The following is a 12,959-nucleotide window of genomic DNA, read 5'->3' on the forward strand; positions in this document are numbered from 1 at the left end:
CTCCCACAGGAAAGCATCGGTATAGTGCCGCCCCTCTTCGTGTGAGCGGTCGTCGGTAGCGAGGCCTCAACCCATGCGAAACCCGAACTAATAACAAACCCGCGATATGAAACCGGGACGAACGTTGACCCGCCTGTTGTGCCGTGTGCCAGCGGGTGTAACTCGATATGTCTATCCGGCCAGCATCCGCCTACACAAAAAACAGCGAGGAATAATCCATGCTCGAAGTCATTAACGACTTCCTCTCAGGGAAAGTACTGATCGTGCTCATTGTCGGGCTCGGTAGCTACTTCACGATCCGCTCGCGTTTCGTTCAACTGCGTCATTTCTTCCACATGTTCGCGGTGTTCCGCGACAGCCTCAAAAGCAGCGCCGGGCAACTCAGTTCGTTCCAGGCCCTGATGCTCAGCCTCGCCGGCCGCGTCGGTGCGGGCAACATCGCCGGGGTCGGCATTGCCGTGACCCTCGGTGGCCCCGGTGCCGTGTTCTGGATGTGGGTGACCGCGCTGGTCGGCATGTCCAGCAGCTTCTTCGAATGCTCCCTCGGCCAGCTCTACAAGCGCTGCGATTCCGACGGCCAGTTCCGTGGCGGCCCGTCCTATTACATCCAGCACGGCCTGCAAAAACGCTGGTTGGGCATGCTGATGGCGTTCCTTTTGCTGGTGACTTTCGGGTTCGCCTTCAACGGCCTGCAAGCCCACGCCGTGACGCACTCGCTGAACAACGCGTTCGGCCTCGACACCACTTACACCGGCATCGGCCTGGCCGTGCTGCTGGGCCTGGTGTTCATCGGCGGGATCAAGCGCATCGCCAAGGTCGCCGACCTGTTGGTGCCGGTGAAAACCCTGGTGTACATCGGCGTGACCCTCTACGTGATCGTGCTGCAGTTCGACCATGTGCCGGGCATGCTGATGACCATCGTCAAGAGCGCCTTCGGTCTGGACCAGGCCTTCGGCGGCCTGATCGGCAGCGCCATCGTCATGGGCGTGAAGCGTGGCGTATTCGCCAACGAAGCAGGCCTGGGCAGTGCGCCGAACGTGGCGGCGGTTGCGGCGGTCGAGCACCCGGTGGCACAAGGTGTGGTGCAGGCGTTCAGTGTGTTCCTCGATACCTTCGTGATCTGCACCTGCACCGCGCTGCTGATCCTGCTCTCCGGCTTCTACACCCCGGGCTTCGAAGGCGACGGCATTGCCCTGACCCAGAACTCCCTGGCCGCCGTGGTCGGTGACTGGGGCCGGATGTTCATCTCCGTGGCCCTGGCGTTGTTCGTGTTCACCTCGATCCTCTACAACTACTACCTGGGCGAGAGCAACCTGCGCTTTTTGATCGGTGAAAACCGCAAGGCGCTGATGGGCTATCGCGCGCTGGTACTGGTGTTGATTTTCTGGGGCGCCATCGAAAACCTCGGCACCGTATTTGCCTTCGCCGACATCACCATGACCATGCTCGCATTCGTCAACCTGATCGCGCTGTTCCTGCTGTTCAAGGTCGGCATGCGCATCCTGCGTGACTACGATGACCAGCGCGCCGCTGGCATCAAGACGCCAGTGTTCGACTCGGCCAAGTTCCCGGACCTGGACCTGGACCGCAACGCCTGGCCGGCCAATCCGCCAGCCGCTGTCGGCAAGACTGAAGTTGAGTCGCAAGGTGTGCCTGCAGCGCAACGCTGATCGGTAAACGACAGGCGCATCCCCTGCGCCTGTCAGTTAAAGTGCGAAAAACTGTGGGAGTGAGCTTGCTCCCACAGGAACTCTTCCTTTCGGAGAATCTTCATGAATTCCTCGACCTACCCTGCCGCCCAGCACGTCATGGTGCTCTATACCGGTGGCACCATCGGCATGCAGGCTAGCGCAAACGGCCTGGCTCCAGCGTCCGGTTTCGAAGCGCGGATGCGCGACTATCTGCACAGCCAGCCTGAACTGGTGGTGCCGCAATGGCGCTTTCGCGAAATGTCGCCGCTGATCGACAGCGCCAACATGACCCCGGCGTATTGGCAACAACTGCGCGAAGCGGTGGTCGACGCGGTGGATGTTCAGGGCTGCGACAGCGTGCTGATCCTGCATGGCACCGACACCCTGGCCTACAGTGCCGCCGCCATGAGTTTCCAGTTGCTCGGCCTGCACGCCCGCGTGTGCTTCACCGGCTCGATGCTGCCAGCCGGCGTCACCGACAGCGATGCCTGGGAAAACCTCAGCGGCGCATTGGTCGCTTTGGGCCAAGGCATCGCGCCGGACGTACATCTGTACTTCCATGGCGAACTGCTGGACCCGACCCGCTGCGCGAAGGTACGCAGTTTTGGCCGACATCCGTTCAAACGACTGGAGCGTCAGGGCGGTGGCGTGAAGGTGCCTTCGCTCCCAACACAGTTGAATTACAATCAGCCCAAACAATTGGCGAACGTCGCCGTGCTGCCGCTCTTCCCCGGCATCAGCGCCGAGGTGCTGGATGGTTTGCTCGACAGTGGCATTCAAGGCCTGGTGCTGGAGTGCTACGGCAGCGGCACCGGCCCGAGCGACAACCCCGGGTTTCTCGCCAGCCTTGGGCGCGCGCGGGACAACGGCGTAGTCGTGGTCGCGGTGACGCAGTGCCATGAAGGCGGTGTCGAGCTGGACGTGTATGAGGCGGGCAGTCGCCTGCGTGGCGTTGGGGTGTTGTCCGGTGGCGGCATGACCCGTGAGGCGGCGTTCGGCAAGTTGCATGGGCTGTTGGGTGCGGGGCTTGAAACGGACGAAGTCCGTCGGCTTGTCGAACTCGACCTTTGCGGCGAATTGAGCTGAATCAACACATAACCCTGTGGGAGCGAGCTTGCTCGCGAAGACGACGGCACATCCAATATTGATGTGACAGACAGACCGCTTTCGCGAGCAAGCCCGCTCCCACAGGGTCATCGGCACACAACTTGCTCCGCATTCCAGCATCCCAAGGCTGGAAGTCCTCATGCTCCACTCCCACCTCACCACGCTCAACGCGGTCTCCCTGGTACTCGATGCCTTCAAGGCACAAGGCTTGTCCAGCGAAGCGCTGCTGGCCGGAAGCGGCATCAGTGCGGCGGATCTGAACCGTGCCGACACGTGCATCACCACCAATCAGGAAATGCAGGTCTGTGCCAACGCCGTTGCCCTCAAACGTGACATCGGCCTGGAACTGGGCCGGCGGATGCACGTTTCCTGCTACGGCATGCTCGGTTACGCCCTGCTCACCAGTGCCACCTTCGGTGACGCTTTGCGTCTGGCAATGCGTTATCCGGCGCTGCTGGGAACACTTTTCGAGTTGAGCCTTGAAAACGATGGCGAGCGCATCTGGTTCGCCGCCGCTGATTACCGCGAGAGCCCGGCCATGGCGGTGTTCAACGCCGAGTTCTGCCTGGTGTCGCTGAAAGTCACCTGCGACGACCTGCTCGGCCATCCCCTGCCCTTGCTCGGCGCCCGCTTTGAACACGCCGCGCCCGATTACGAAGTGACCTACGCCGAACACTTCAACTGCCCAGTGCACTTCGGCGCGCGGAACAACGCCTTCGCCTTCGACAAGCGCTGGCTCGACCAGCCTCTGCCGCTGGCCGATATCATCACCCACCAGGCCATGGCCGAACGCTGCCGCAAACAGAACATCGAGTTCACCGGGCGCCAGGCCTGGCTGGGGCGGATCCGCCAATTGCTCAGCGCGCAATTGAATGCGGCGCCGGGGCTGGAGGGGTTGGCCGAGCAAATGAACTGTTCGGCGCGGACCTTACGCCGGCATCTCAAGGACATGGGTTGCAGCTATCAGGAACTGCTCGACGAACTGCGCTTCGAGCAGGCCAAGCAAATGCTTTGCGAGGATCAGCTGCCGATCTATCAAATCGCCGAAGCCCTGGGTTTCAGCGAGACCGCGAGTTTTCGCCATGCGTTTGTGCGCTGGAGTGGTGTGGCACCCAGTCAGTTTCGGCCCTGATGGCTGTAGTGGCCGATCTGCCGCCATCGCGAGCAAGCTCGCTCCCACAAGGGTTATGCGTTTTACACAAAAATCGCGGGCACTGAGGCTCACCTGTGGGAGCGAGCTTGCTCGCGATGGCGGCCGCGAGAGCTCCGCATTATCAAGGGGCGAATTTCGGTCAAATGTTTTGGCCATATCGATCCCCTTTTGGCCTTTCCTGCCGTTCTCCTAAACCGTCTGCACCGCAAGACTGTGTTCAACCGAATCARCCTGCGGAGAACAAGAAATGCTGACGATCTACTCGGACGATCACCACCTGCACCACGGCCGTTGTGAACTTATCGATGGACAACTCAAGCCCTGCTTCGAGATGCCTTCCCGTGCCGACCACGTGCTGCAACGGGTGAAAAACCAGAGCCTGGGCCCTGTAGAAGCACCGAAGGATTTCGGTCTGGAGCCCATCGCGCGCATCCACAGCCGCGACTACCTCGATTTCTTCAAGGGCGCCTGGGCACGCTGGACCGAATTCAACACCGACGGTGACCTGCTGCCCTACACCTGGCCAGCCCGCACGTTACGCCACGTCAAACCGACCAGCCTGCACGGCCAGCTCGGCTATTACAGCTTTGATGGCGGCGCCCCGATCACCGCCGGCACCTGGCAAGCGGCGTACAGCGCAGCGCAAGTCGCGCTCACCGCCCAAGCGGAAATCCAGCGCGGCGCCCGTTCTGCTTTCGCCCTGTGTCGTCCGCCGGGACACCACGCCGCCGGCGACTTGATGGGTGGTTATTGCTACCTCAACAACGCCGCCATCGCCGCCCAGGCCTTCCTCGATCAGGGCCACAAGAAGGTCGCAATCCTCGACGTCGATTACCACCACGGCAACGGTACCCAGTCGATTTTCTACGAACGCAGCGACGTGCTGTTCACTTCGATCCACGGTCATCCGGAAGCCGAATTCCCATTCTTCCTTGGCTATGAAGATGAACGTGGCGAAGGCGCCGGTGAAGGTTTCAACTTCAACTACCCATTGCCCGCCGGCAGCGGCTGGGACACCTGGAGTGCGGCACTGGAACAGGCCTGCAAGGAGATCGAAAACTACGGCGCCGACATCATCGTCGTGTCCCTGGGCGTCGATACCTTCAAGGACGACCCGATCTCGCAATTCAAGCTCGACAGCCCGGACTACCTGGCCATGGGCAAGCGCATCGCGACGCTCGGCAAACCCACGCTGTTTGTCATGGAAGGCGGCTATGCCGTAGAGGAAATCGGCATCAACGCCGTGAACGTTCTCGAAGGTTTTGAAAGCGCTCAGTGAGGAAAAAAACAATGAACAGACTCAAGCGCTTTATCGCTCCCGCGCTTTGCGCCACGTTGCTTGGCGGTGCCGTGCACGCTGAGGAGCGCACGTTGCGCGTTTACAACTGGTTCGACTACATCACCCCCAAGGCCCTGGAAGACTTCAAAGCCCAGAACACCCAGTCCAAACTGGTCTACGACATTTTCGACACCAACGAAGCGCTGGAAGCCAAGCTGCTGACAGGCAATTCCGGCTACGATGTGGTGGTGCCGTCCAATGTGTTTCTCGCCAAGCAGATCGAAGCCGGCGTGTTCCAGCCGCTGGATCGCAGCAAGTTGCCGAACTGGAACCACCTCGACCCCAAGCTGATGAAGCTGATCGAAGCCAACGACCCGAGCAACAAGTTCGCCGTGCCTTACATGTACGGCACCATCCTGATCGGCTTCAACCCGGATAAAGTCAAAGCAGCGCTGGGTGTCGACGCGCCGTTGGACAGCTGGGACCTGATCTTCAAGGAAGAGAACATCAGCAAGCTCAAGCAGTGCGGCGTCGCCCTGCTCGACTCGCCGTCGGAGATCCTGCCGCTGGCCCTGCAACACCTCGGCCTGGACCCCAACAGCAAAAAGCCTGCGGACTACGACAAGGCTGAAGCGCTGCTGATGAAGATCCGTCCGTACATCACCTACTTCCACTCGTCCAAGTACATGGCCGACATTGCCAACGGTGACATCTGCGTCGCAGTCGGTTATTCCGGCAGCTTCTCGCAAGCCGCCAACCGCGCCAAGGAAGCCAGGAACGGTGTGGTCGTCGACATGCGTTTGCCGAAGGAAGGCGCGCCGATCTGGTTCGACATGCTGGCGATTCCGAAGGGGGCGAAAAACCCCGAAGACGCCTACACCTTCATCAACTACCTGCTGCAGCCTCAAGTGATTGCACCGGTCAGTGACTTCGTCGGCTACCCGAACCCGAACAAGGACGCCACGGAAATGGTCGACCCGGTGATCCGCAACAACCCGAACCTGTACCCGACCGACACGGCGATGAGCACGCTCTACACCCTGCAACCGTTGCCCCGCGATGCCGAACGGGCGCGCACCCGGGCCTGGACCAAGATCAAGTCCGGCACCTGATAACTGTCTCGTTCCCGCCGTCACCAGGACCTGCGCTCGCGCAGGTCTTTTTTTGCCCGCGATATTTATTTACCGCTCATGGTGCATGCTCGTAGGCGGACCGAGCAGGCCGCCCTCCTCAGAGCACCTTCCACACCCTGCGCAATCGCTCCAATGCTGATTCGATCGCCTTTTCGGGCACGGCGGCAAAGCCCAGTACCAGTCCCGCGCGCTGATCCATCGGCGTCGCGGAATCGGGCAACCAATAACTGCTCAAGCCGTTGATCTCGACATCGACACTTTGTGCCAACTCGATCAGTTCACGTTCACGCGCCACACTGTCGACCGGCACGGTCATGTGCAATCCGGCGGCGACCACGGGTAACGGGCCGACACCGGGAATCTCCGCCGGCCAGTCGCTGAGCAACGCATTACGCCGGCTCAGCGCCGCACGCCGCATCCGCCGGATATGTCGCTGGAAATGCCCGGCCGCCATGAACTCGGCCATTACCGCCTGAGTACTGACCTCCGAATGCCGTACATCCACTGCACGGCGCCGCGCGAAAGCCTCAACCAGACCACGCGGCAACACCAGGTAACCCAGGCGCAATGCCGGAAACGCCACTTTGCCGAACGTGCCGACGTAGAGCACCCGGCCATGCCGATCCAGTGCTGCCAAAGGTGCCAGCGGCGCACCGCTGTAGCGGTACTCGCCGTCATAGTCATCCTCGACGATCCAGCCCTGCGTGCGTTCGGCCCAGGCCAGCAATTCCAGACGGCGAGCCAGGCTCATCACCACCCCGGTGGGGTACTGATGGGACGGGGTGACGTAGGTCAGACGGCAATCGCTCAGCTGTGCCAGTTCACCGCAGTCGATACCCTCGCTATCCACCGCCACCCCATGCAGCCGGGCACCTGCCACGGCGAACGCATGACCGGCCGCCCGATACCCCGGATTTTCAATCGCCACCCCGTCACCGGGCCCCACCAGCAGCTGTGCACAAAGGCTGATCCCCTGCTGCGCACCACTGGTGATCACAATTTGCTCAGCCGTGCACTGCATGCCACGGGAACTGCGCAAATACGCGGCGATCATCCCGCGCAAGCGTGCATCGCCGGCCGGATCGCCGTAGCACAGTTGCTGCAAATCCGGTTTACGCCAGAAAGCCGCATTCAGCTTGGCCCAGACCTCGAACGGAAACAGATCGAACGCAGGAACACCGACCCGAAAAGCCTTGGGCGGACCGCTGGGCGGCATGGGTAAATGATTCTTTTCAACACGGGTCAAGGCGTCCCTGTGGGTAACTTTGCTGGATGAATCCACAGGCAAATCAAGCCAATTTGTGGATAAAGCTGTGGGTAAGCCTGTTGAAAACCCTGTGGATACTTTTGTGGATAGTTTTTTTGCCGGCAAGGTTGCATGGGGTAATTGCGCGACGTAAGTCCCGTCACCTACCCGCCCCTCGATAAACCCTTCAGCGTAAAGCTGATCGTAGGCGCGCACTACGCTGTTGCGGGAAATCGCCAGCGCGGCAGCCAGATCCCGACTGGCCGGCAAACGCGTGCCGCTGGCCAGTCGCCCGTCGAGTACCCGCATCCGCAATGCCTGATAGAGCTGCCGACTCAACCCCTGGCGACGATCAAGTTCGATACCCGCCGGGTTGAAGGTCAGGGACAGTGGTTCGCTGGTCATCGCAATGGACCCATGAAATTGGTCATTAATGGCTCTTACAACAGACCAATAGCCTGCCTAGGATGCAGACATTCGCCAAGGAAAATATCTCCATGTACACACCACGTGCTTTTGCCATCGACGAGTTGTCCCAACTGCATGAACTGATCCTCGCCACCCGCCTCGCCATATTGGTGACCTACGGTGAAAGCGGCCTGCAAGCCAGCCATGTACCGGTGCTGCTGCATTGCGAACAAGGCTCGAACGGTACGTTGTACGGGCATCTGGCCAAAGCCAATCCACAGTGGAAAGACCTGCGCGACGGCGCCGAAGCCCTGCTGATTTTTGCCGGTGCCGACGCCTACGTCAGCCCCGGCCTCTACCCGAGCAAGGCCGAACACGGCAAAGTCGTGCCAACCTGGAACTACGTCGCTGTACACGCCTATGGCCGAGCCGAAACCTTCAGCGATGGCGGGCGGCTGCTCGACATCGTCAGCACCCTTACCGACCGTCATGAAGCTGGCCGCGCCCAACCGTGGTCAGTGGCCGATGCCCCCGCCGATTACATCGACGGCATGCTCAAGGCCATCGTCGGTTTCGCCATCCCCATCGACCGCCTGGAAGGCAAGCGCAAGCTCAGTCAAAACCGCAGCCCCGCCGACATCGCCGGCGTGCGCGAAGGCCTGGCCGCCAGCCCCGACATCAATGACCAAACCCTCGCCCAATTGATGCGCTAAGGAAATCACCATGAGTCAAATCGACATTCGCCAGGTCGCCGCCGGTGATCACGCGGCCTGGTTGCCGCTGTGGCAAGCCTACTTGCATTTCTACAACACCGAATTGCCGGAGGCCGTCACCCAAAGCACCTGGCAGCGCATGCTCGATCCGAACGAGCCAACCCACGCCGCACTCGCCTGGGCCGACGGCAAAGCGGTGGGCATGGTGCATTTCATCTACCATCGTTCGAACTGGGCCATCGAAAACTCCTGCTACCTGCAAGACTTGCTGGTAGCCCCGGAAACCCGCGGCACCGGCGTCGGCCGGCAACTGATCGAATTCGTCTACACCACGGCCAAGGCCGACGGCTGCAACAAGGTCCACTGGCTGACCCACGAAACCAACGCCACCGCGATCCAGCTCTACGAGCGCATCGCCGAACGCCCCGGTTTCATCYAGTTTCGCAAAGCCATCTAGGAGAACAGCATGTCGATTTCACTCGCCGACTGGAAAGGCGTCCCGGCACCCACCGCTCAACTGATCGAAGGGCGTTACATCCGCTTGGAAAAACTCGACCCGGCGCGTCACGCCGATGGTTTGTGGAAGGCCCTGCAAGGCCCGGGTGCCGACCCGAAACTCTGGGATTATTTGCCTTATGGGCCTTTCCCGGAGCGCAGCGTTTTCAACGATTGGCTGAACAATCATGCGGCCAATAGCGACCCGTATTTCTTCAGCGTGATCGACCGTGCTAGCGGCGATGTGCAGGGCATCCTCAGTTTGATGTCGATTGTCCCTTCACAAGGGCGGATCGAGATCGGCCATGTCACGTTCGGCGCGCCGATGCAGCGCTCGCCGAAAAGCACCGAGGCGATTTATTTGCTGGCCAAGGAATCCTTTGCGCTGGGTTATCGCCGTCTGGAGTGGAAGTGCAACAACGGCAATGCCCGCTCCAAATACGCGGCCGAGCGGCTGGGGTTCAGTTTTGAGGGCGTGTTTCGTCAGCATATGGTGGTGAAGGGGCAGAACCGGGATACGGCGTGGTATTCGATTCTGGACTCGGAATGGCCAGCGATCGGGGCGGGGTTTGAGCGGTGGCTATCCGATAAGAACCAGACGGATTCGGGGCAGGTGAAAACGTTGGCGGAGTGCCGCACCTGATTCGGTAGCGCCTGGACGGACGCTATCGTCGGAACGCCGCCCGGAGCAAGCTTTGCTCCTACGGGATATGGGCCGGACACACGATCTGTGGACGCCACCAAACCTGTAGGAGCATGGCTTGCCCCGCGATGCTTTTAGGCGAGTTTCTGGGCAAGCACCGCAATATGCTCCGGCCCGATCCCGCAGCAACCGCCCAAATGACTGGCGCCGCGTTCTTTCCAATCCGCCGCCCACTGCAAGTAACCCGGCGGATAAAGGTCTTCACGCAACGGGTCCAGACCGTCATTGGCCGTGGCCTCTTTCGGTTGCGGCGGGAAGGCATTGGCATAAGCGCCGATGTGAATCTTCACCCCTAAACGCTCGAAGGTTTCCCGCGCGGCATCAATCGCAGCACCGATTACTTCCGGCTGGCTGCAGTTGAACAGCAACGTTTCGACGCCCAACTCAGCCGCCACGGCGGCGGCTTCAGCCACCGGCTCGCCCGAACGCAAGCGCGGCACTTCGTCCGTGTCCTCATCCTTCAGGGTAAACGACAGCCAGAACGGCTTGCCGTCCGTTGGCAGACCGGCGTGGATCGCTCGCGCTTCAACGATCGAACTCTGGGTTTCTGCCAGCCACAGATCGACATGAGGTGCCAGACCCTTCACCAGCGGCGCCAACAATTCAGTCGCCCGACCAGCATCAAAAAGGTCCGGGCGATAGGACCCAAACAGCGGCGGCAATGAACCGGCCACACGCACCGCTTTGCCCGAAGCCTCTACCGCGCGCCGAGCCAGCTCACCGGCCAACGCCGCGAGCGCCTGCCCTTCTGCTGCAAAACGCTCTTCGCCAATGTGAAACGGCACCACCGCGTAACTGTTGCTGGTGATCACGTTCGCACCGCTTTCGATATAAGCCGAGTGCACCGCCTCTACCGCTTGCGGCGCTTCGCTCAAGGCCAGCGCCGACCACTCAGGCTGCCGGAACGGCGCGCCTCGGCGCTGTAACTCACGACCCATGCCGCCATCCAGAATCACTGTGCTTGCTGCGCCCATATGCTTTTCACTCATAAGCTTATGAAAATAACTCACTATCGGAGTCGTTCTTATAACTATTTAATACGCACCATCCGGTTAATGACAACCTCTTTTTTATCAGGAATCGACTGTGAAATTCCAACCACTCCTGGCCCTGGGCCTGACGATTCTGGCTGCCTCCACCCAAGCCTTTGGCGGCGCCACGCTGGATCGCGTCGAGCAAAAAAAAGAACTGGTGGGCGTGTTGATGGAAAGCTATCCACCCTTCTCGTTCCTCAATGATCAGAACCAGCTCGATGGCTTCGACGTCGACGTGGCCAAGGCCGTGGCAGACAAACTGGGCGTCAAACTGCGCCTCGAAACCCCGTCCTGGGACGTGATCGCTGCCGGCCGCTGGAGTGGGCGCTACGACATCTGCATCTGCTCCATGACCCCGAGCAAGGCCCGCGCCGAGGTCTTCGACTTCCCGGTCGAGTACTACGCCTCGCCAGCGGTGATCGTGGTCAACGCCAAGGACGACAGCATCCACAGCGCCAAGGACCTGAGCGGCAAGAAAGTCGGCCTCACCAGCGCCTCCAGCTATGAAAGCTACCTGAACAAAAACCTGGTGATCGAAGGCGCCGAAGACACCCAATTGCAGTACCCGTTCGAGGACGTGCAGATCGCCCCGTATGACACTGACAACGTGGCGTTCCAGGACCTCGGCCTGGGCGCTGGCGTGCGACTGGACGCGATCCTCACCAACCTTGTCACCGCCCAACCGCGCCTGACCGAAGACAAGCGCTTCAAACTCGCCGGCGAGCCGCTGTACTCGGAGCCGAACTCGGTGGCCATTGAAAAAGGCGACGCCCAGTGGGACGCCAAAGTGCGTGACGTCTTCGCTCAGCTGAAACAGGACGGCACACTGAGCAAGCTCTCGCAAAAATGGATCGGCGCTGATATCAGTAAATGACTTCTTTCCCCAAACCTCCCCAGCCGCCGGCTGAGTCACGGCTGCAACGGATCTTCGGTTTCCGCACACGGCTGTACTTGACCTGGGCGGCGATGCTCGGATTGTTCGCCAGTTTCTTCCTGAGCTTCGACCTGAAGTTCTCGATCATCCTCGACAAACTGCCCAACCTCGTCGGCGTGCACCTGGCGCCCAACGGCTTCCTGCAAGGCGCGGCGCTGACGTTGTTTCTGTGCCTGTGTTCAATAGTCGCCTCGTCGCTGCTGGGTTTCATCACCGCCCTGGGGCGGCTGTCGAAAAGCGCCGTGGCGTTCGGCATCGCCAGTTTCTACGCCTCGTTCTTTCGCGGCACACCATTGCTGATCCAGATTCTGCTGATCTACCTCGGCCTGCCCCAACTGGGCGTAGTACCCGGCGCCATCGCGGCCGGGATCATCGCCCTGTCGCTGAACTACGGCGCCTACCTGAGCGAAATCTTCCGCGCCGGCATCCTCGGCGTTTCCCACGGCCAACGGGAAGCGTCACTGGCCCTGGGCATGCGCGAAACCGTGATTTTCTGGCGCGTCACCCTGCCCCAAGCCATGCGCACCATCATCCCGCCGACCACCAACCAGTTCATCTCCATGCTCAAGGACTCGTCGCTGATCTCAGTGATGGGGGTTTGGGAAGTGATGTTTTTGGCGCAATCGTATGGGCGGTCGAGCTATCGGTACATCGAGATGCTGACGACCGCAGCGGTGATTTATTGGGTGATGTCGATTGGATTGGAGCTGGTTCAGGCAAGGATGGAGCGTCACTACGGGAAGGCGTATTTGCATAACCGATGAGTTCACTTGATGCGTGGTGACGCCATAAAAACGACTCGGCTAACAACGCGAATCGGCATAGGGGACGGCCTTCATAGACCGTACCCCTGCCACACCACCCGGCATGCGGGTCCGCACCGGGCGGTTCGAGGGATTGAGGTCAGGAGAGACGTGGAAGTCCCAAGCGATCAAACCACGCGAGATTAAGCACCCAATTCAAGGCCCATCGACTGTTGTCCCACCAACGACGGGTGTTACATGCCACTTTCTGGGCGACTTCTTTACTCGCACCCAAAGCCCGTAATTCACGATAAGTCGTC

The 12,959-nt window shown here is 60.5% G+C and carries 12 protein-coding genes and 1 pseudogene; 10 read left to right on the plus strand and 3 right to left on the minus strand.

What is annotated here, in order from left to right; all coding sequences use genetic code 11:
- Window positions 1-218: 218 nt before the first annotated feature.
- From ACXRVY_RS07340 to ACXRVY_RS07360, 5 genes are all read left to right on the plus strand, one after another.
- A complete protein-coding gene (locus ACXRVY_RS07340) occupies window positions 219-1,670 on the plus strand; it encodes an alanine/glycine:cation symporter family protein (protein WP_223460511.1) in 1,452 nt (483 codons plus the stop codon).
- 102 nt (window positions 1,671-1,772) lie between these two features.
- Window positions 1,773-2,777 carry an asparaginase gene (locus ACXRVY_RS07345; RefSeq protein ID WP_457265674.1) on the plus strand — a complete coding sequence of 335 codons (1,005 nt, stop codon included), beginning with the start codon at window positions 1,773-1,775 and terminating at the stop codon, window positions 2,775-2,777.
- Between the two features lie 160 nt (window positions 2,778-2,937).
- Complete coding sequence (locus ACXRVY_RS07350; RefSeq protein WP_223460516.1) at window positions 2,938-3,930, plus strand: AraC family transcriptional regulator; 993 nt, start codon at window positions 2,938-2,940, stop codon at window positions 3,928-3,930.
- A 268-nt stretch (window positions 3,931-4,198) separates the two neighbouring features.
- Window positions 4,199-5,230, plus strand: a complete 1,032-nt coding sequence (locus ACXRVY_RS07355; RefSeq protein WP_457265675.1) for a histone deacetylase family protein — start codon at window positions 4,199-4,201, stop codon at window positions 5,228-5,230.
- An 11-nt stretch (window positions 5,231-5,241) separates the two neighbouring features.
- Window positions 5,242-6,342, plus strand: a complete 1,101-nt coding sequence (locus tag ACXRVY_RS07360; protein WP_457265676.1) for a polyamine ABC transporter substrate-binding protein — start codon at window positions 5,242-5,244, stop codon at window positions 6,340-6,342.
- A 118-nt stretch (window positions 6,343-6,460) separates the two neighbouring features.
- Here the strand turns inward: ACXRVY_RS07360 and pdxR are convergent, their stop codons facing one another.
- Complete coding sequence (gene pdxR / locus ACXRVY_RS07365) at window positions 6,461-8,014, minus strand: MocR-like pyridoxine biosynthesis transcription factor PdxR (protein WP_457265677.1); 1,554 nt, start codon at window positions 8,012-8,014, stop codon at window positions 6,461-6,463.
- Window positions 8,015-8,106: 92 nt separating this feature from the next.
- On the opposite strand from pdxR, the gene ACXRVY_RS07370 reads away from it, so the two are divergent.
- Genes ACXRVY_RS07370 through ACXRVY_RS07380 form a run of 3 tightly spaced genes read left to right on the plus strand, consistent with a single transcriptional unit; the run spans window position 8,107 to window position 9,868 of the window.
- Complete coding sequence (locus tag ACXRVY_RS07370) at window positions 8,107-8,730, plus strand: FMN-binding negative transcriptional regulator (RefSeq protein ID WP_457265678.1); 624 nt, start codon at window positions 8,107-8,109, stop codon at window positions 8,728-8,730.
- Between the two features lie 10 nt (window positions 8,731-8,740).
- Window positions 8,741-9,187, plus strand: coding sequence for an N-acetyltransferase family protein (locus ACXRVY_RS07375; protein ID WP_458237189.1), 447 nt, complete (start codon window positions 8,741-8,743; stop codon window positions 9,185-9,187).
- Between the two features lie 9 nt (window positions 9,188-9,196).
- The gene (locus ACXRVY_RS07380; RefSeq protein ID WP_457265680.1) at window positions 9,197-9,868 is read left to right on the plus strand and encodes a GNAT family N-acetyltransferase; all 672 of its coding nucleotides are present in this window, start codon (window positions 9,197-9,199) and stop codon (window positions 9,866-9,868) included.
- 134 nt (window positions 9,869-10,002) lie between these two features.
- Here the strand turns inward: ACXRVY_RS07380 and ACXRVY_RS07385 are convergent, their stop codons facing one another.
- Window positions 10,003-10,902: a homocysteine S-methyltransferase family protein gene (locus ACXRVY_RS07385; protein ID WP_457265681.1), complete on the minus strand. Its 900-nt coding sequence runs from the start codon at window positions 10,900-10,902 to the stop codon at window positions 10,003-10,005.
- A 112-nt stretch (window positions 10,903-11,014) separates the two neighbouring features.
- Here ACXRVY_RS07385 and ACXRVY_RS07390 point away from each other — a divergent pair, with 112 nt between their 5' ends.
- Both ACXRVY_RS07390 and ACXRVY_RS07395 read left to right on the plus strand, forming a co-directional pair.
- Window positions 11,015-11,836 (plus strand): ABC transporter substrate-binding protein, encoded by an 822-nt coding sequence (locus ACXRVY_RS07390; protein WP_108218844.1) that lies wholly within the window; start codon window positions 11,015-11,017, stop codon window positions 11,834-11,836.
- Window positions 11,833-12,660 (plus strand): amino acid ABC transporter permease, encoded by an 828-nt coding sequence (locus tag ACXRVY_RS07395; protein ID WP_223460535.1) that lies wholly within the window; start codon window positions 11,833-11,835, stop codon window positions 12,658-12,660. Before ACXRVY_RS07390 ends, ACXRVY_RS07395 begins: the two co-directional genes overlap by 4 nt.
- A 139-nt stretch (window positions 12,661-12,799) precedes the next feature.
- Here ACXRVY_RS07395 and ACXRVY_RS07400 read toward each other — a convergent pair.
- Window positions 12,800-12,959: pseudogene (locus tag ACXRVY_RS07400) on the minus strand (group II intron reverse transcriptase/maturase); the annotation flags it as partial.

The organism is Pseudomonas sp. P5_A2_2 (genome assembly GCF_054177685.1).